General features: G+C 39.6%; 16 protein-coding genes and 1 other annotated feature. Of the genes, 3 read left to right on the forward strand and 13 right to left on the reverse strand.

Annotated elements, in window-relative coordinates; genetic code table 11:
• Positions 1-27 precede the first annotated feature (27 nt).
• Positions 28-1779 carry a methyl-accepting chemotaxis protein gene (locus MHB40_RS13095; protein WP_342440633.1) on the reverse strand — a complete coding sequence of 584 codons (1752 nt, stop codon included), beginning with the start codon at positions 1777-1779 and terminating at the stop codon, positions 28-30.
• Positions 1780-2153: 374 nt separating this feature from the next.
• Positions 2154-2816, reverse strand: a complete 663-nt coding sequence (gene yeiL, locus MHB40_RS13100; protein ID WP_342440634.1) for a transcriptional regulator YeiL — start codon at positions 2814-2816, stop codon at positions 2154-2156.
• A 98-nt stretch (positions 2817-2914) separates the two neighbouring features.
• Between yeiL and MHB40_RS13105 the strand changes: the two genes are divergently transcribed.
• Positions 2915-4066, forward strand: coding sequence for an MFS transporter (locus MHB40_RS13105; protein WP_342440635.1), 1152 nt, complete (start codon positions 2915-2917; stop codon positions 4064-4066).
• A 36-nt stretch (positions 4067-4102) separates the two neighbouring features.
• Here the strand turns inward: MHB40_RS13105 and MHB40_RS13110 are convergent, their stop codons facing one another.
• Complete coding sequence (locus tag MHB40_RS13110; protein ID WP_342443740.1) at positions 4103-5245, reverse strand: oxalate decarboxylase family bicupin; 1143 nt, start codon at positions 5243-5245, stop codon at positions 4103-4105.
• Between the two features lie 1095 nt (positions 5246-6340).
• On the reverse strand, positions 6341-7783 hold the full coding sequence (locus MHB40_RS13115) for a PLP-dependent aminotransferase family protein (protein ID WP_342532465.1): 1443 nt from the start codon (positions 7781-7783) through the stop codon (positions 6341-6343).
• A gap of 110 nt (positions 7784-7893) precedes the next feature.
• Here MHB40_RS13115 and MHB40_RS13120 point away from each other — a divergent pair, with 110 nt between their 5' ends.
• On the forward strand, positions 7894-8496 hold the full coding sequence (locus tag MHB40_RS13120; RefSeq protein ID WP_342532466.1) for a LysE/ArgO family amino acid transporter: 603 nt from the start codon (positions 7894-7896) through the stop codon (positions 8494-8496).
• Between the two features lie 42 nt (positions 8497-8538).
• Here MHB40_RS13120 and ileS read toward each other — a convergent pair whose 3' ends face one another.
• From ileS to MHB40_RS13160, 8 genes are all read right to left on the reverse strand, one after another.
• The gene (gene ileS / locus MHB40_RS13125; RefSeq protein WP_342532467.1) at positions 8539-11631 is read right to left on the reverse strand and encodes an isoleucine--tRNA ligase; all 3093 of its coding nucleotides are present in this window, start codon (positions 11629-11631) and stop codon (positions 8539-8541) included.
• Between the two features lie 61 nt (positions 11632-11692).
• Positions 11693-11931: a binding site (T-box leader), on the reverse strand.
• Positions 11932-11990: 59 nt separating this feature from the next.
• Positions 11991-12833, reverse strand: a complete 843-nt coding sequence (locus tag MHB40_RS13130; RefSeq protein WP_342532468.1) for a DUF2785 domain-containing protein — start codon at positions 12831-12833, stop codon at positions 11991-11993.
• A 19-nt stretch (positions 12834-12852) separates the two neighbouring features.
• Positions 12853-13494 (reverse strand): hypothetical protein, encoded by a 642-nt coding sequence (locus MHB40_RS13135; protein WP_342532470.1) that lies wholly within the window; start codon positions 13492-13494, stop codon positions 12853-12855.
• Between the two features lie 279 nt (positions 13495-13773).
• Positions 13774-14616 carry an IS3 family transposase gene (locus MHB40_RS13140; protein ID WP_342440641.1) on the reverse strand — a complete coding sequence of 281 codons (843 nt, stop codon included), beginning with the start codon at positions 14614-14616 and terminating at the stop codon, positions 13774-13776.
• Complete coding sequence (locus tag MHB40_RS13145; protein WP_342440642.1) at positions 14613-15119, reverse strand: helix-turn-helix domain-containing protein; 507 nt, start codon at positions 15117-15119, stop codon at positions 14613-14615. Before MHB40_RS13145 ends, MHB40_RS13140 begins: the two co-directional genes overlap by 4 nt.
• A gap of 484 nt (positions 15120-15603) precedes the next feature.
• The gene (locus MHB40_RS13150) at positions 15604-16566 is read right to left on the reverse strand and encodes a DUF3221 domain-containing protein (RefSeq protein WP_342532471.1); all 963 of its coding nucleotides are present in this window, start codon (positions 16564-16566) and stop codon (positions 15604-15606) included.
• Positions 16559-17074 carry a sigma-70 family RNA polymerase sigma factor gene (locus MHB40_RS13155; RefSeq protein ID WP_342534780.1) on the reverse strand — a complete coding sequence of 172 codons (516 nt, stop codon included), beginning with the start codon at positions 17072-17074 and terminating at the stop codon, positions 16559-16561. The genes MHB40_RS13150 and MHB40_RS13155 overlap by 8 nt, the downstream gene beginning before the upstream one ends.
• A 64-nt stretch (positions 17075-17138) precedes the next feature.
• Complete coding sequence (locus MHB40_RS13160) at positions 17139-17582, reverse strand: Lrp/AsnC family transcriptional regulator (protein ID WP_342532472.1); 444 nt, start codon at positions 17580-17582, stop codon at positions 17139-17141.
• A gap of 141 nt (positions 17583-17723) precedes the next feature.
• On the opposite strand from MHB40_RS13160, the gene MHB40_RS13165 reads away from it, so the two are divergent.
• Positions 17724-18308 (forward strand): DJ-1/PfpI family protein, encoded by a 585-nt coding sequence (locus MHB40_RS13165; RefSeq protein WP_342532473.1) that lies wholly within the window; start codon positions 17724-17726, stop codon positions 18306-18308.
• A 54-nt stretch (positions 18309-18362) separates the two neighbouring features.
• Here MHB40_RS13165 and MHB40_RS13170 read toward each other — a convergent pair whose 3' ends face one another.
• Positions 18363-19853, reverse strand: a complete 1491-nt coding sequence (locus MHB40_RS13170) for an S-layer homology domain-containing protein (RefSeq protein WP_342532474.1) — start codon at positions 19851-19853, stop codon at positions 18363-18365.
• Positions 19854-19896 lie beyond the last annotated feature (43 nt).

Consider the following 19896-nt stretch of genomic DNA (forward strand, 5'->3'; position numbering starts at 1 on the left):
CAGAAATGTTTAAAACCTAAGACATGTTTAACGTTCATATTGCTGCTTTTCACTCACTAAAAGAGCTTTTAATTGCTGTAACTTATCCACTACTTTATGAGAAACCAAGGTAATTTCGCGAAGATAAGCTTCCGTTTGATCTTTGTAACCTTGATTGAATGCTTGTACAGCTTTTTTTGCCAGCTCATGGATGAGCATATGCGGTTCCTCGAGCTCTTTGAAAATAGCTTTATCTCCAAGCAATGTTTTTCCTAATCCGTAATACCATTTACCGAGACGACAGTTTTGATAGGAGGCTATTTCTTCTTCAGACATTTTTTCAAAGCCTAATAGTAAATTATAAATTTTCCAACTCCATAGCAAATGATCAGTAATCGCTAATTCGATAATATCTTCCTGACTAATGATGTAATTATTGGAAATCGTTTTGGTACGGTAATCATCAATCATATTGCTCAGTCGGTAAATAGAGGAGCCCATATGAAAAACAATTTCCTTACTTTTGTCCATGCTTTCAGTAATATTTTGATTGCACTCGGCAATGTAGTTAGCCGATGCAGCTTGACTTCTAGCTGTCTCTGCAATCTCTCCAAAACGGATACCTTGCTGTTGAATATTATCGTTTAAATTTGTAAGTGTTTCTGTAATCATCGCTGTATCGACTACGCCTTTATGCAAATCTTTGGCAAATTGCTGTGTAACGGATTGTATGTCTGCCGTTATGAGCAGTAATTCATTGATGTCCGTATGAATCGAAAGTACGGACGATTTTGTATCATCAGCCAATTTACGTATTTCTTCCGCTACTACCGTAAAGCCCTTTCCTGCCTCTCCCGCTCTTGCTGCCTCAATTGTGGCATTGAGTGCCAGAAGATTCGTCTGATCAGCAATGGCTTTAATCAATTCCATTAATTTTGCCACACTATTGACATGGTTTACTAAAAGACCGATATTTACCTGCATTGATTTTTGGCTTTCATCCGTTACTTGCAAAATGGAAGTAATATGCTTTAAAGACGCTAGGTCTTCATTTAATTCAAACAATGCTGTTTTAGTTTGAGCTGAAATATCACTTACAGAAACAGCAATTTCTTCAATGCTATTTTCTAAATCCTGCATCGATTGATTTGCGGCAACTATCTCCTTTTGCTGCACCTCTTGGAACTCGATTAATTCTTTGATTGAGTTGAGTTGTGTATTATATTTAATAATTTCTCCTAATCCTGTCACAACAGAATTTGCCTGGTTTTCTATATACGTTTCAAAGATAATTTGCTGATCAATATTCAATAGACTTTCAAATGCGAGTAAAACATCCAACATGTTTTTAGGATTTCGAGCTAATTCTTTTACGATGAGTGGAATAATCAATTGATTAATTAACATATAAATCGCAATGATTTGATTTGGTAATATGCCAACACTTAAAAGTATGGATGATAATTTCCTTCTTTTAAAAACATATTGAAGGTTCAATTCATCCTCAAACAAGCTCTCAAAATAATCATCAATTAATTGCTTGTCTCCACCTATGTCAGGATACTTCTCTGCTATTTTGGCAAAATCTTGTACGTCATTTAAACGGTCAGATAAATTGTCTAAAATGTCTTGTCGATTATTCTCGTAAATTGTACGTAAATAACGAACTAGCTCCCTCCGATTTTTCGAAAAAGCTAAAAAATCTAGTTTTTCTTTGAATCGCTCATTGGATTCTATATCTGAAAAATTTATTGCAGAAAAATAATTATAATCTCCAGCTACTTTCTTAGAAAAAAACATTTTTTCTCTCGCTGCATAGCCATAGCAAATGGGCTAAGGGCATCGCAGCTCCCCCCTTTTTATTATTGTTGATGTTTTTTAGTGATTCTTAGATGTCATAGTTAAAAATAGTATAAACACAGAAACTAAGAAAAACAATCTATAAAATGTAAGATTTTAGTTCAAAATAAATTCTAAAGAACCATATCTAAAGACCTATAACTTTTTTGGTTCTGCTATTTGAAAAATACAGGAGTTTTATCACAGCTCAATTCTGTACAGTGAAAGAATACTTATTTTGACTAGAATAATTATTTTGAAGTAGGCAATTACGCTCTCCTCTATGAATGAAAGAAGGAGGGCCTCAAATAATCTTTGAGACCCTCCGGTATTTTTCATTGTATTTCTTGTGCTAGCTGAGCAAGACGCTTGTCATCAATAATATGATAGCTAGTCTTATGCTTTTCCAATATCTTTTCTTCACAAAACTGTGCCAATACATATAATAAATGACGATAAGAAACCCCTAAATACTCACAGATTTCCGTATGCTTTTCTTTGTAGACACCTTGATCGGCAGATAATTGGATAAATGCCGCTAAGCGATTTTCCAACGGATATGCTTGATTTTGTGTATATTTAGATGTCATTTTTGTGGCTTTTTCCCCTAAAAACACACAAAGTCTACGTAAAAATAAGGCATCCGCAAGTAACTTTTCCTTACATGACTGCGTAATCGAATAACAAATTGTCTTGGTGACAGTTTGTATCCCCTTTGTATACCTTGCCTCATTCAGCAACTCAATTTCCCCCATAAAAAGTGGTGCTTCTAGGTATTCAATAAGTGAAACCTTCCCATTTTTATGTGTCATATAGAGTTTCGCCTTTCCTTCTATCATGTAATACACTGTATCTGGAAAGGAGCCTTCCTGGAAGATCCACTCTCCCTTGTCGAACTGGCGGACTTCTAGATAAGGATTGATATCAAATGAGAAAAAATCATCAATCGGATATTTTTCAAGATAATGGGCACGTGCTTCAGCTGTTAAAATATGCATTTTTTTACTCTCTCCTATAAAAAATATGAGATATCTCACATTATTGTAGCGATGAACATGCTATTATTCAACATAGTTAATGGAGGTACGGAAATTATATGAACAATCAACGATGGCTTTCTCAGAATTTCTTTACATTTTTCATCACTTGGGGCATTTTCTTACCCTACTGGACAGGTTGGCTGGTGGATGCGAAACATCTAACCGTTTCGCAGGCAAGTGTGGTGATGGGCTGTGGGCTCCTAGCTCGTGCCACATCCAATCTTTTCTTCTTCCCAGCACTTGCAAAATATGTACACAATAAACGACTCATTACGATTTTAGCAATAGGCTCGCTACTAACAGCCTTGCTCTATATTCCAAGCACTGGCTTTACAGCATTATTAATCGTGACTATTTTATTTAGTATTTTTTATCCAGCACTATTACCTGCTGTGGAAAGTAGTGCAGCAACACTTGTTCAGCATGGCAATATTCATTATGGCAAAAGCCGCTCCTATGGTTCATTTGGCTTTGTCATTGCCGTTTTAATTATTAGTATGCTGACAGGCGTTTTTGGTAAGAACATCATCTTTTGGAGCATGATTATTGGGTTGATTGGCATGTTGCTTATGCAGCAATTAGCGACACCAAAGGAATTACTCGTGGTGCCGACCAAAGAACAACGGGCAAAATCTTTATCGATGAAGACATTATGGCATATCAAAGGCTTCCCGATTGTTTTATTCATCGTCATCTTGCTACAGGGTGCACATGCTTCCTATTATAGCTATGGTTATATTTATTTAGAAGATTTACAGGTTGATCCATTCTATATGGGGATGATTATTAATATCGCAGTTATTTGCGAAATTTTATACTTTATGAAGGCTGATACGTTATTGACGAAATGGCGCTCATCTTCCTTATTACTCTTAGCAGCGAGCGGCTCTTCCCTACGCTGGTTACTCATCTTTATGTTCCCGAATGTCTGGGTATTTATTGTTTCCCAAACCTTGCACGCATTATCCTTTGCATTAGCGCATTTTGCCTTTATTCGCTACTTAACAAAAGCGCTACCAAAGGAACAAATCCCCAATGCACAGGGTTTATACTCTGCATTAGCTATGGGCTTAAGTACTGCCATCCTTACGTTTTTAGGTGGCTATTTGTACGAAATATCGCCAGGTCTATCCTTCGCAGCCATGCTCATTTGTACAATACCAGCCATCGCTATTTTGCTCATGACACGCAAAAAATATCAATATTAAACAAAAAGCAGGTGAGAATTTCTTCACCTGCTTTCGTTATTTTGGATAATAGGAAAAGCCAGGATATTTCACTACCGGCCATTTTTCTTTTCTGAGAGCCTCTAGTAGCTCCGGACCGACCTGCAAATTACTTTGCACCAATTCTGTCGGAGTTAAGGCCATCCATTGATTTAAGGACACATCCTGGAACCGATCACTTTTAAACATTTCTAAAAACCATAATGGCTCTGTACCCGTATTTTCAATATAATGCCCCGTGGCAAATGGCACATAGCCAACATCACCCGCTCGATAATCAAATGTTCGAGCCGTTCCATCCCCTGTAAATACTGTCATACGTCCTTTTCCTTGCAGATAATATTGCCATTCATCGTTGTTCGGATGCCAATGCAACTCCCGCATCGCTCCAGGTTCAATTTCCACTAGTGCAGCTGCGATATTTTTAGAAATAGGGAAATTAGTCGAATCGACAATGCGCACACTGCCTCCTGGTGTTTTTAATGGCGGCTGTGCCAACAGGCGATGTTTAAAGGTTTGAGGAACCTGCCCGTAAGGAGACTGCACTTTCTGCGAATCGATTGGTCCCGGGACCCGATCCTGATAAATATACACTTGTTCACTCGGAATGTGATCAAAAGCGCTGATGGGAACCCCAAAATTTGCTGATAACACCTCTTTCGGCGTATGAGCAAACCAATCCGAGATTGACAGTGTATTCAGATCAGAGAAATGCCCATCATCAAATACTAATAAAAATTCACAGCCATCCGCTAGCCCTTGAATGGAATGTGGGATGCCAGGTGGAAAATACCATAAATCGCCCGGCCCCACATCCGCAATAAAGTTACAACCATTCTGATCGACTGCTGTAATACGAGCATGACCAAGCAGCATATAAGACCACTCCGCCTGCTGATGCCAGTGCAGCTCACGTACGCCCCCCGGTGTCAAACTCATATTCACACCCGCCAACGTCGTAGCAATCGGCAATTCACGAACCGTAATTTCCCGTGACCATCCACCTTGATTTAAGGTCATATGCGTGTCTGAAAACGAGAATCGCAGATTTGGAATCAAACCTGCATCGGTCGTTGGTGGCACCAGCATATCAGGATTTTCTAAATCCCTCATAATATCCCGTGGCCCCTTATCCACCCCTCCAGCCCCATCACCTCGCATAGGCTGAGGCACCTGAAAATAACCCGGTGGTAAATTCTCCAATCCTTCACCTCTTTATGTTCGTAATCGAAATAAAATACTTTCATCCTTCTAAAATGTATGGATGCAATGCTCGGATTATTCACTTTCTTTTCTGTTGGTGAGATGAGTGACTGAGCGTGGATACTTGATTAAGAGAGGGGCTTGCTATGTTGATCACTTCTCACTGAATTTGGAGCGGGGGCCTCATTTTTTGATCACTTTTCAATCACTTTGGAGCGGAGGCCTCACTTTTTTGATCACTTTTCAATCACTTTGGAGCGGGTTTCTTACTTTTTTGATCACCTCTCACTCACTTTGGAGCGGGTTTCTTACTTTTTTGATCACTTCTCACTCACTTTGGAGCGGGATCCTCTCTTTTTGGATCACCTCTCAACCACTTTAAAGCGGATTCTTCTCTTTTTGGATCACCTCTCAATCACTTTGGAGCGGATTCCTCTCTTTTTGGATCACTTCTCACTCACTTTGGAGCGGATTCCTCTCTTTTTGGATCACCTCTCAATCACTTTGGAGCGGATTTCTCATTTTTAGGATCACTTTTCAATCACTTTGGAGCGGGGCCTCACTTTCATGATCACCTCTCACTCTCTTTAGAGCGGGTTTCTCATTTTTAGGATCACTTTTCAATCACTTTGGAGCGGGATCCTCGCCTTTTTGATCACCTCTTACTCACTTTGGAGCGGGTTTCTTACTTTCTTGATCACTTCTCATTGAATTTGGAGCAGGGGCCTCTCTTTTTGGATCACCTCTCACTCACTTTAGAACGGGTGCCTCACTTTTTGGATCACCTTTCAACCACTTTGGAGCGGGGTCTTCATCTTTATGATCACTTTTCAATCACTTTGGAGCGGAATCCTCTCTTTTGGATCACCTCTAACCCACTTTGGAGCGGGGGGCCTCATTTTTTGATCACTTTTCAATCACTTTAGAGCGGGCCTCACTTTCATGATCACCTCTAACCCACTTTGGAGCGGATTCCTCTCTTTTTGGATCACTTCTCACCTTATTTAGAGCGACCTCCTCACTTCCACGTTTCCCTAACTTTGGAACAAGTCCTTACTTGCTCTTTCGTACCATAGCCGCAACCACACATTCATGCAGGATTCGTAAGCCTTCTTGTAATTCTTCAAAGGTTGCATAGGCATAGGATAGCCGAATATGGTGGTGATTGTGTGGATCGTAAATATAGCCTGGATTGATTAATACTTGTTGCTGCAACAGCTTCATAAAGAGGTCTTTATCTACAAGCGGTTCGTGAAACTTGAGCCAAATATAAAAGCCTCCTTTTGGTTTATTCCAATTCGCTATGTCTATAAATTTTTCCTGTAAAAGCTGTTCCGTAAAATTGGCTCGCTCCTGTAATTGTTGACGTAATCCAGTGAGATGCTTTTCATATTTTCCTGATTGCAACCAATGCAGGACAATTTCTTGTGAAATGGCACTTGAGCCATAGTCTGTTTGCATTTTTATATCGGCTAATCGTTCGATGACAGTGGTTGGACCAATGAGCCAGCCAATACGTAGCCCAGGGCTTAAGGTTTTGGAGACGCTACCAATATAAAGAACTTGTCCGCTACTATCCATTCCTTTAATCGGAGATGATGTCTCCTCAAAAAGCAATTCATGGTAGACATCATCCTCTATAATCGGAATGCGTGATGCCTGACATGCTTCATATAACTGCTTTCTCTCCCGTGTTGTCCACACATGCCCTGTTGGATTATGTAAAGTAGGAATTGCGTAAAACACGGCTTGTTTTTTTCGTTTCCTTTGAGACAATGTACTGGCAAGCTGGTCATCACGCTGAATGCTAATCATTTGCATGCCGACGGACTGAAATGGATGAACAGAATTTAAATACGAAGTTGGCTCCTGAAACACAATGGACCCTTGCTCTAATAAACCAACAGCAATCAACTGTAGTGCCTGAAGAGCGCCTGAGACAATACAGACATTTTGAGGCTCGGCAGTAATACCCCTTTTTTGGACATATTCACAAATTGCTGCACGAAGCTGGTCATTTCCCTGTGGTGAAGAGTAGCCTAATGCTTTGGGTTGAAAGGATAGCTTTCGAAGTGATGCTTCTATTTCCTCGGTGGGCAACAAGCTAGGTGCTAGCTCTCCCGTTCCTAAACGAATTACATCATCACGCTGTTCGTATTCATTAATTAATTGGATGGTATGATAATTTGGTTTATGGATGCTTGTCTCAATATAAGTTTGCCAATTCGGCTGTGTTTGTTGGATTAATGCATGCCAAGAATGGTGTGTAACGTAAACCCCAGAGCCTACTTTTGCTTCAAGGATGCCCATTGCTTTTAATTCCTCCAAAGCCTGTTGAACAGTGCTACGGTTCACATCGAACTGGATGGCCAGCTGTCTTTGGGTGGGCAGTTTTGTCCCTGCTACCCAGTCCCCTCGTTCCACTTGGGCTGTTATCCACTGTACAATCTGCTGCTGTAATGTAGTGTCACTTTGTCTATTCGGCTGCCAGCTCATGATCCCTCTCCTTCCATCCTATAAAATTGGGTGGATAAAAAACCATCCAATTGGTCGTTTTCTTTTAGTTATATCATATCTAAAATGAGTAGTGAAAGGAGGAATAATCGTTGGAAGCTTTTCTGCATGGTATCATTTTAGCATTCGGACTCATATTGCCATTAGGCGTTCAAAATGTTTTTGTTTTTTCGCAAGGTGCTACACAACCAAATTTATTACGCGCTTTGCCAGCAAGTGTGACAGCTGCGATCTGTGATACAATGCTCATTCTGCTTGCGGTATTCGGTCTATCACTAATTGTCCTACAATTTGAGTGGCTGCGTATCACTTTAATGACTATTGGTATCGTTTTTTTACTTTATATGGGCTATACCATTTGGCGTTCGAATCCAGCAACCACTGAAAATAGTGAAGCATTGCCCATAAAAAAACAAATTCTCTTCGCACTTTCGGTGTCACTTCTCAATCCACATGCTATTTTAGATACAATCGGCGTCATTGGTACGAGCGCATTAAAATATAGTGGTACAGAGCAAATGATGTTCACTGTTGCTTGTGTGTTCATTTCTTGGCTATGGTTTTTCGGTCTGACATTGACAGGCGCCTCATTCAAAAAACTCGATAGCGCTGGAAAGCTGATGCGTATTTTTAATAAATGCTCTGCCATCTTTATTTGGGCAACAGCATGTTACCTCGCAAGTGGCTTATTGTAGCATACATAGAAAATGCTCAGGAGGAATCCCTGAGCATTTCTTTTATAGAGTGACAAACAAAGTGAGTTTTTCATTAAATAATGCCGTCTCAATGGATTTCGCATGAGGCCATTCCTCGCCATAATGAATAGCTTTGACTAATACATTGGCTTGTAATAATGATTCATGCTGTTGAATGATGGAAAGCACCTCTGCACTACCATTAAAAGCAATCGATACATATTGCTCCACTGGTAGCTGCCATTTTTTTCGTGCATCTTGTATTGTACGAATCAATTCTCGCATTTGCCCTTCTTGTAGCAAGCTCTCTGTGAGTTGAACATTCATCAAGACACGGCATGTGCTATCCTCCGCTAAAATATAGTGATCCTTCACGATTGATTCAGCTATCACATGTTCTGTTACTAATGTTAGCTGTTGACCTTCCATCATGATATCCACTGTTCCTTGTTGTTGTAGCTTTTGTTTCTCATCATCCGTTAATGTCAACACATATTCTTTTACTTGATTAACCTTTGGACCAAATACCGCTCCAGCCGTTTTAAAATTCAGCTTGTAATACACGCTTTCATAAGCCGAAAAATCATATGTCCATCTACAAACTTTGATGTTTAACTCATCCTGAATAAGTTCGCAATAGACTTGATAATCTGTCGCTTCACCTCTAATGGCAACAATGAGCTCACTTAAAGGCTGTTTAACCTTGATTCCCTGACTATTACGAATGCTACGTCCAAGTTCCACAACTGTTAAAACCGTAGCCATTTCTTGTTCAAGCTTCATATCCACTAGTTGATCGTTGAATGTTGGATATTTCTCAAGATGAACACTTTTCCCACATAATTGACGGTAGATATCCTCTGCTATAAACGGTGTAAACGGAGCTACTAATTGACAAATGGATGTAAGCACCTCATAAAGTGTGCTAAATGCACCGCATTTATCTGCTGTCATTCCATTTGCCCAAAATCTAGCGCGTGACCGACGAATATACCAATTGCTTAACTCCTCTACCAATTGACCAATTTCCCGTGTAGCCTGTGTAAATTGATAATCATCCATGGATGTTGTGACTAGCTGGATAGTGTGATGTAAGCGAGACAATATCCAACGATCTAGCTGTGAACGTGTACCTGTATTTGTAGCATCATACGTAAAGCCATCGATCTGGGCATACATTTCATAAAATTTAAACGTATTGTCGAGTGTATCCACTAGCTTAGATTTCGCATCTAGGACAATTTTCTTAGAAAAACGCTTTGGATTCCATGGGGAGCTATCAACTAAAAATGCCCAGCGTAAAGCATCTGCTCCATACTGCTCAATTAACTCAACAGGCTCTAACGCATTGCCTTTACTTTTGGACATCTTCTGTCCATGCTCATCCAGTACATGCCCTAACGATAGCACATTTTTATAAGGTGGTTTTCCTGTAAATAAGGTCGATACCGCTAATAAGCTATAGAAAAATCCTCGTGTTTGGTCGATTCCCTCAATAACGACATCTGCTGGAAACTGATGATGAAAAGTCGCTCCATCCTCAAAAGGATAATGCTGTTGGGCAAATGGCATCGAGCCACTGTCAAACCAAACATCGATAACTTCAGGCGTACGTTTCATGTCGCCTTGACAGACAGGACAGGTACAGACAATGTCATCAATAAATGGTTTATGGAGCTCTAATTGCTCATCGACAGTCCCTTTGGCTAATTGTTTTAGTGCTGCAACACTGTTAGGTGCCTCCTCATGAGTGCAGTCCTGACAAATCCATACATTGAGCGGTGTCCCCCAATAGCGATTACGACTAATATTCCAATCCACTAAGTTTTCTAAGAAGTTGCCAAAGCGACCATCCTTGATATGGCTAGGATACCATGTCACCTGTTGATTATTTTGTAAAAGCTGCTCTTTTAATGCAGACATTTTGATAAACCAGCTATCTGTTGCGTAGTACAGCAATGGAGAATCACAGCGCCAGCAATGCGGGTAGCTGTGCTCATATTTTTCTTTAGCAAATAAAAGCTCTTTTGCTGCAAGCATCTTAATGATATCGACATCACAGTCTTTCACAAATCGTCCGACAAGCTCAGGTACAGCTTCTGTATAACAGCCTTTAAGATCGACTACATTGACAAAGGACAAATCATTTTGTTGGACCGCTTTATAATCGTCTTCTCCATAAGCCGGCGCTATGTGTACAATCCCTGTTCCACTATGCTCTGTCACATAATCCGCCATGACAACAACATGCCCTTTATCGACGGTTATATAGGAAAATGGTGGTAAATAGGAAACACCCGCAAAATCCTGCCCGTCATGCTCACTTAATATTTCCACAGGCTCTGAAAAAACCTTTGATACTAACGATTTGGCGAGGATATATATGTTATTTGCATGCTTTACACGTACATATCGAAGAGCAGGATTCATAGCCAAAGCTACATTGGCTGGTAACGTCCAAGGTGTCGTTGTCCAGCCTAAGAAATATTCGTTCTCATTCTGAAGCTTAAACATTGCAGTAACGGATAAATCCTTGACATCCTTATAGCCCTGTGCCACCTCATGAGAGCTTAAGGATGTTTGACAGCTAGGGCAATAAGGTGAAACGCGATGCCCTTTGTATAAAAGTTTTTCCTTGTGAACATGGCTTAAAATATGCCATACAGATTCGATATAGTCATTACTTAATGTTAGGTAAGGATCATCCATATCGAGCCAGTAGCCAAGCTGCTCTGTAAAGGTACGCCATTTTTGCTCATAGGTAAAAACGCTCTTTTTACATGCCTGAATAAAGCGCTCTACCCCGTAGTTTTCAATCTCCTGCTTTCCAGATATGCCTAATGTCTTTTCTACCCCTAATTCCACAGGCAAACCATGTGTATCCCAGCCTGCTTTTCGTTCAACCAAATAGCCTTGCATCGTTTTATAACGTGCCACGACATCTTTTATGGTTCTACCAAATGCATGGCCAACATGTGGTAAACCATTCGCTGTTGGTGGTCCCTCATAAAACACAAAGGGCTGCTGTCCAGCACGATTGCTAACGGATTTGGTGAAGGTCCCTTCTTGCGCCCACAATGCACGAATCCTTGTTTCTCGTTCAACCGTTGTTTCTTTCTTTTGTTCTTTCTGCATATTAGCTCCTCCTATACAAGCAAATTTGTATAAAAGGCATACAAAAAACCCCGTCCCAAGGAAAAGGGACGGGGTTAACCGCGAATACCACCCTAATTCTATTGACACTATGGCCAATAGCACTCAGCAACGTACAATCATACGTGTTCTTTTTAACGGTAGACACCCGGATTAGCTTACTCGATTCAGCTAATCTTCTCAGAGAGGATTTTCATGTAACACCTGCACACCGACTTCCACCAAATGTCGGCTCTCTGTAGAACAAAATGAAACACTACTCTTTCTCATCAACGAATTTGTATGCTTTTATTGTCCTTCATCTTAGCAAATTACCAATTGTCTGTCAACAGTGGACAATCTTAAAAATTTTCGTTGAGACAAGTGGCAATGCTTTGATGGAGAACAGCATACCGTGGCTGATGAATGGTTTGAATCAAAAAGCTCTTTAGCAAAGTTTTACTATTGAATAGTACTATTCTGTAGTGTTCTTCACTCAGCTGTTCCTTTAATACGGCTATAGTGAATGGCATTTGCTGCACTATTTGGATGATTTCATTTTGATTCAGTCCCTGCTCCAGCATCGCGAATATTGGCACTAATAGCCTTTCATCTTCATTATGGATAAAGACGTAATCTGATTGTAAATAGATGGACCATAATGCATGTAGCAAATCGACATAGGCTGTTTTTAGTGATTTAGGATTTTTCACGAGTTCATCGATAGCATCTGAAACATGTGCCACACTATGCGCCCATCCCTTGCCAGGCACATAGCCTCTTACATCCTTTTCAGAGGTTACATAGGTCAGTAACTTCGTTTGACAGTCCTCAATGCAAGCCTTGGGCAAAAAATTATCCTGTAGATCTCTTGCTAAAATAAGCGCTACTAATAATGATGTAAAGGAGCGAGTAAAGACCCAATCCGATTCCTTTTCTCCAATTCCCTTAACTAATAAATGGTTTAAGCTGTAATCCCACAGCTCCGTTAAGCAACGATGATCCAGCAAGTTTTTTTCTAAAATCCATTCATAAAAGCTGCTATAAATATAGGTATCCCGTAGCTCACTATCAATAGAACCGATGTGTGCTAGCATGGAATGCACAAGCTGCTCTTGATTCTCTAGCTCCATTGTTGTTTGTCCCTTTTTCAATGCTATTAATCGATCCTTTAATTCTTCTTCCTTCAGTACATCTTGTATCAACTGTTTGACTCCCCTTTGCTTATTTATTTTGATACTCACTTTTTCGGTATATCCCATCTAGCTTCCATCCCTCATTAAAACGGACATATGTAAATTCCTTTTGCCAATTATCTTGGTGTACAATCACCTTACTACGCCAAGGAAAGGTTGCCGCGTATACCTGACCACTGCGAACTTCAGCTATGTCATCAGCAACATCTAGAAGTGTCGAAGGAGCAATCGTATTGTGCATCAAATAAAGCTGTCGATCTGAACTGTCCTCAAGCTCTAGCATTACCTGCTGATGAAACGCAATCACTTGCTGATTTGCCTGATAAAGTGAATAAACGAGTGAGCTCCCAAATAACACCATCAATGTTGCCACAATCACAACATGCTTTTTCTTTAAGCCTATATAACATGCCCACTTCTTTTCCTTGTTGTATAAATGGATATAGATTGCTAGACTAATTGGCCATAAAAATAGTAACTGCCAAAAGAGGACAACCCAAAAAAGCGCACCATCTGATACAAAATAACGAATACCAAAGTAATTCAACAACCATAAAGGCATTGACCAACGCCAAGAGGACTCTTCCTGCGACATACTTTTTAAATAAATCAGTAGAAGAGGTAAGCTTAGGAAAAAAGCTGTCGCATTATCTAATATAGCAAATAACAATTCAACACCTCTATTTTAGAAAAATATTACAACTATTGTATATGAATCCAACTTTAAAGAAAAGGCTAGACATTCTATAATCATTGAATGTCTAGCTTCATGTTGTTGAAAAAAGATGATGTCAACGGCAGAAAAAGCAACTTTGCAAGGTGAGGGGTTGATTTCCGTTCCGCCAGCGTCCTTTCCAGGGGGCGTCCGATGAGCCGCTTCACTCACTTCCGTTCGCTCCAGGGTCTCCTCTGTGACGCTCATGATCTGACCCCAAAAATATAAACTTTTTTACGAAGCTTTTCGATATTCAACGGGACTTTTTCCGTTGAGTTTTCTTTTAATCCGCTCATGATTGTAATAGTAAATATACTCTGCTAATGCTTTTGTAAATTCTACATAGTTTTTAAACGTAGTTGTGTACAGAAATTCTGATTTCAGAATACCAAAAAAGCTTTCTATCACGGCATTATCTAAACAATTTCCTTTCCGTGACATACTTTGCTTGATTTCATGTGTTGCCAATAACGCTTTAAAACGTGGTATTTGATATAACCATCCTTGATCAGAATGAATGATTAAGCCACTCTTTTTCGATAACTTTGTATACATAAACGCCTTTTTAAAAGACTGTTGAACTAACTCAAAATTAGGTGATTTTGATACCTCATATCCAACGATCTCTCGATTGAATAAATCTAATACAGCCGATACGTAGATTTTTTGACCGTTTATTTTAAACTCTGTGACATCGGTTACCCATTTCTGATTGGGTGCAGAGGCTTCAAAATCACGTTGGAAGACATTCTCTGCGACATAGCCGACTGTTCCTTTATACGAACGATATTTTTTAGGGCGTACTGTCCCTTTTAAGCCCAATTCTTTCATCAATCGTTGGACCGTTTTATGGTTGATGAAAATCCCTTCATTTCGGAGGGCAAGACAAATACGACGATAGCCATAACGCCCCTTATGGTGATGAAAAAGTATCTGGATTCGTTCTTTAATCGCCTGATATTTATCTGGTTTTACCCATTTTTGAAGATGATAATAATACGTACTTTTCTTAAGTTTCGCGACTTTTAATAGAGCTTGAAGTGGAAATTCCAGCCTTAGCTCATACACAGCTCTCACTTTTTCTTTGGTTTGAAGGCTTCCTTTTCTTGAACTAAGGCTTTCAACTTTTTTAAATAGGCATTTTCCATCCGTAAATACTCAATTTCCGCTTTTAACTCTTCCGTTGTTTTTTCATTTAAATCGGACGAAGGTGGTTGTTTTTTTGGCATTGATCGGTGCTCCTTTTCTATTTGATAGAGCACCTCTCCAGCCTTAGACATCCATTGTTTTTTCCATCTCCGAATGGTTTCACGAGAAGGAATATTAAACTTCGCAGCAGTCTGAAGGAGCGAATCGCCCGTCTCTATCAGGTGTTGAATTACTTTTATTTTAAAAGAATCTTCGTAATTCGTGAACCCTTGAGGACGAATAATTCCTTCAATGCCATGATAGCGATATAATTCAATCCATAATCGAATGTACTGTCGATCCCTCTTTAATCGATTGGCAATCTGATACGTACTTTCCTTTTCTTCAATGTAAGCTAGAACTGCGGCTAACTTTTGTTCATCAGAAATCACTAACTGCACCCCCTATAGTAGATTTTTCAAGTCCAATATTTTGGGTGCAGTTCACTCAATCCCCTAGGAGTGACGCTGGCTCCACTCCAATCAACCATTCTGCAAAGTGTCTTTACTTTTTTCATAGTAGCATAGCGATTAAATCGTCCATTATTTGTATTCTTAGAGGGGATAAACTCTTATTTTCAATGTGGAGAAGTAATGCGTGACAACATCTCTTCATAAAGAGTAGTGAACACCTTCACTTTATCTGAAAACCTTTGCTAAAAAGTCAGTGGGTTGAGTGGAAGGCTACTTGACTCTCGTGGGATAGCGAGACAGGCGAAGCCCTGCACGGAGCGGTAGCGGAGGAAGCGATTCGGCGCTCGCCCACAGGAAAGCAAGTAGCCTGCAACGGAAATCCATTTCTACCTTTCAATTGACTGTTTGTTTTTCAACACTAAAAGGCTAGACATTCTATATTCATTGAATGTCTAGCTTCTTTTTATTGATATTCCTTTACTATTTTCATCTCGACGATATCTTTATAATCAATGAACGGCTGAGTGTCATCGTTCCCAATCGCCTGTCTATACTGTACTTCTACTCGATCGCCAACTGATAGTGTTTTCGGGACATCCACTAGAGGGAACCATGTACCATTGCTATGTTTTTGCACTAATTCATCTACAGATTTTTGACCAATCTCGCTTTCCAGGACACCTGAGACAACTAAAAACTCATGTTCCTTAATTGCTAAGACCGTTCCACTTCTGATGAGCTTCATTTGGCTGTCCTTTTCTGGGATTTTATATTTTTCTCGTAAGGAGGCAATGTCTTGAAGATAATGTTGCTCTAAATAATTCATGGCTTCTTGCTCAACAAGCCATGTACGAATTGGATAACTTACATCCTTATAATCGGCTTTGCTTGCCTCCCATAATAAGTTAACTGTGGCCATTTTATAAGCGATTGGCATTGCATATTTAGCAGAAAACTCTTCTTTTGTGATTTGCAGCATTTGTAATCGTTCATCCATTGTTGGCTGAGTTTCATTGCTAAATCCCTCCATAATCAGCTCTAGCTCTTTATCTACTTGCTCCTGTGAGGGGATTAACTTCCTTGATTGCGCATAAGCAAAAGTCGATTCAAGATATAAAAAACTATCAAAACTTGCCTTATAGAGACGATATTTTCCATTCATATAAGCATCCTTTTGTAAATATAGCTCTAAAATCCGCTCATCTAATACTTTGGGAATCTTAGATGCTTGCTGTTGTGGATCATTGTATTGCTGGTATATAAACAGCCCTATGCAGATACTTAAAATCATAGCCAAAACGCCATATGGCCAACGTTTAGCAGATTTTTTTTCATGGCGTTGTTGTAAATGCTGGACCACATTTGTCATCACACGCTTTTTGCTTTCTGATAAATCCCTTAATACGCGAACATCCACTTTACTCATGCAGGAGCACCTCCCATTCAACATGCTGTAACTGTAGCTTTAATAACTCTCGCCCACGACGTAGCCTTGTTTTGACTGTGCTTTCAGGAATAGTTAACAGCTCTGCAATGTCCACAACAGGCATTTCTTCAAAATAAAAATGTATAATGACCTCACGCTGCTTGAATGGGAGAGCTAGAATCGCATTTTCAATCAAAGTACGTTCATCTTGCTGTACAAGCATATCTCTTCTCGTGACGGTTTGCTTCGGAAAAATCTTCTGTTGAACTTGAATTTTCCGATAGGTCCAGCTGCGTAAATAATCTTTACTTCGATTACTAACTAATTTCGATAAATAAGCCTTTAGCTCACCACGTTCCTCATAGTTTTGCTGATTATCATAGAATTTAATAAAGACATCTTGTACGATATCTTCAGCGCTTTGTAAATCTCTAACATAATAAAAGGCAAGACGAATAAGCCTCTCTGTATGCTGTTCCATTATTCTTTCCAGTTCATGAATTAGCAACATTCTTCCTCCTCTCTACCCTATTAACGGTGCTCACGGCTTCGAGGTTTGCTTTTTTTGTCATTTACCCCAAATCATTGTCAGCAAATGGTGTGATCACCTGTTTTTCCGTTGAAGATAACACGATATTAGTAGAAGGCGTGCCATAGGGCATAGTCGCATCAATAAATTGTTCTAATGTTTCTACTGAATAGGTCGCTAGTTGAACAATATAACTAATTTCCCCTGCCACCCGATAGCATGCCAAAACATCAGGATGGGCATTACAAAAGGAAGAAAGACTTTTACAATCAATGGATTTAAATAAAATAATGGCTTCAATCGTACGCTCCATCTTTTTCAAATTTACCTTTGCATGATAGCCTTCAATCACACCTTGCTCCTCCAGCTTTTTGACTCTTTCAATAACGGCAGGAGAGGATAAATGAACGGTAGTGGCTAATTCCTTCATCGAGATTTTGGCATTTTGCTGTAACTGCTGTAAAATTTGTGTATCAATATGATCCATGGTCCATCACCTTTCTAAATCAATCATTTAGGACATAATACCTTTTCAAATAAAGTTTTTCACCTAAAATCCATTATACAACCTATGTAATCTTTTATCCCTTTTGTTTACAATAAAAGCAATAAAGGAGGCAAAACAAACATGAAAAAAATATTATTACTATTAGCAAATGGCTTTGAAGCAGTGGAAGCAAGCGTCTTTACTGATATGCTAGGCTGGAATAAATGGGAAGGTGATGGGACAACAGAGGTGGTTACAGTCGGCTTGCATGAACAGCTACAATGCACATGGAATTTTAAAGTCACTCCTGAGAAATTGCTCCATGAAATTAATTTAGAGGAATTTGATGCCTTAGCGATTCCAGGTGGCTTTGAGGAAGCGGGATTTTATGAGGATGCCTTTAGCGAGGAATTTCAGGCAGTCGTTCGCCACTTTGATGAGCACAAAAAACCGATTGCAACAATCTGTGTAGCTTCCCTTATTTTAGGACATAGTGGGATTCTTCAGCAACGTCAAGCAACTACCTATAATCATCCAACAAGTAAACGTTTAGCACAGCTAAAAGGCTATGGCGCAACTATTGTCAACGAGCGCATTGTGCAAACAGATCATATTATCACCTCCTCCAATCCAGGAACAGCTTTTGATGTTGCCTTTCGTTTACTAGAAACACTGACATCTGCTACAAACACAGCGAAAGTAAAAGAATTAATGGGTTTCCACTAAAGCATAAAAAAGTAGGTTTACGCCAATATACTTGGCATAAACCTACTTTTTGTATTATTTGCTTACTGGTGCTGTTTCTGATGCGCTAAAATCCATTTCCTTTGCGTTGTCTAGCACATCTTTTGGAATCGTAATCGTTGTTACCGCATTGAAATCATGATATTTGATCGTTGTTTGCTGTCTTGTTTTGATCGAATTGCCTTCTACTTGCATCTTTAATGTCATATCCATAGCAATTTCTTCTACATCGAATGTTTCTTTATTAATCAATAATTTATATGTGAGACCATCAAAGGAAATATTGCCTAATTGTGCCTCTAAATCAGCATCCATTCCTAAATCCATTGCGCCAAGCTGTTGCTTCACTAGTTCTGTGAATTTATCGCCAGCACCCTTTAGAGTTAATTCATAACGGTTTGCTGTTTCAACTAATGTGAAATCTTCAGCAAATGCTTGTAGCATCTCCAATTGTTCTGTTGCATCTGGCTGCATCCCTGTTTGGCTCAGTACATCTTCAAATAATTGTTTCGGGAACTTTACCCAAGCCTTTTGTTCTGCCTCATACATATACATACCATCTTTAGCTGTCATATACATTTTAATCGGCAAATTGATCGCTTCACCACTTGTTGGATCTGTTAAAGCCATTGAACCCTCCGCAAAGAATTGCATTGGCTCAGTAACAATTTCCATCTTCATGTTGCCTTTAGAATCCATTTTCATGGTTTCCTTACCATCGTTTGCCTCCACTGTCTGAGAGATCGTCATGGTAGCCTTCATGCTTTTTAGCTCTTTTTGCTTAGCTAATGTTTTCGTAAACACTTCCTCTAACAAAGCACTATCCTTTGTTGTCGTAGGTTGTTCTTCCGTTACCTGCTCCTCTGTAGGTTTTTCCTCTTTTTCTTCCGTTGTAGGCTTTGTAACCTCAGCTAAGCCTAATGCGTTTACAATAAATGTCGCTAACTGACCACGTGTAACATTTTTATCTACACCAAATTCTGTGGCAGAAACACCCTTCGCAATACCTGCCTCGTACAGGGCTGTTACTGCATCTGCGAATGGACTATTTTGTTGTACATCTGTAAATGGACTTTTGCCTTCTGCTGTTAAACCTGCAGCCTCTGCTACCATTATCGCCATTTGACCACGAGTAATCGTGTCATCTGGACGGAATGTATCATCCTCATAGCCTTGTACAACCCCAAGATTAACTAATGTAACGATCGCTTTATAGAATGGGCTAGATGAATCGACATCCTTGAAATTTGGATTCTCTACAGTCATATCCGTTGTTGTTAGTTGGAAAGCACTTGCTATCATCTTCGCCGCCTGTCCACGTGTTACGTCCTGTGAAGGCTTAAATGTACCATCTGGAAAACCATTAATAATATCTTTTGCATGTAATGTGGAAATACTGTTAAAATGCGCATAATCTTCGCTCACATCTGAAAATGGACTTGCAGCCGAAACAGGAACTACCGCAACAGCAGTAACCGCCATTGCAGCTGTTGCCGCTGTATAAAGCTTATGTTTTTTCTTTGTCATAATTAATCGTCCCCCGTTTATGTAAATTTTAATGCTTACCTAT

Origin of the sequence: Lysinibacillus sp. FSL K6-0057 (genome assembly GCF_038630885.1) — a bacterium.
Lineage (GTDB): Bacteria > Bacillota > Bacilli > Bacillales_A > Planococcaceae > Lysinibacillus > Lysinibacillus fusiformis_F.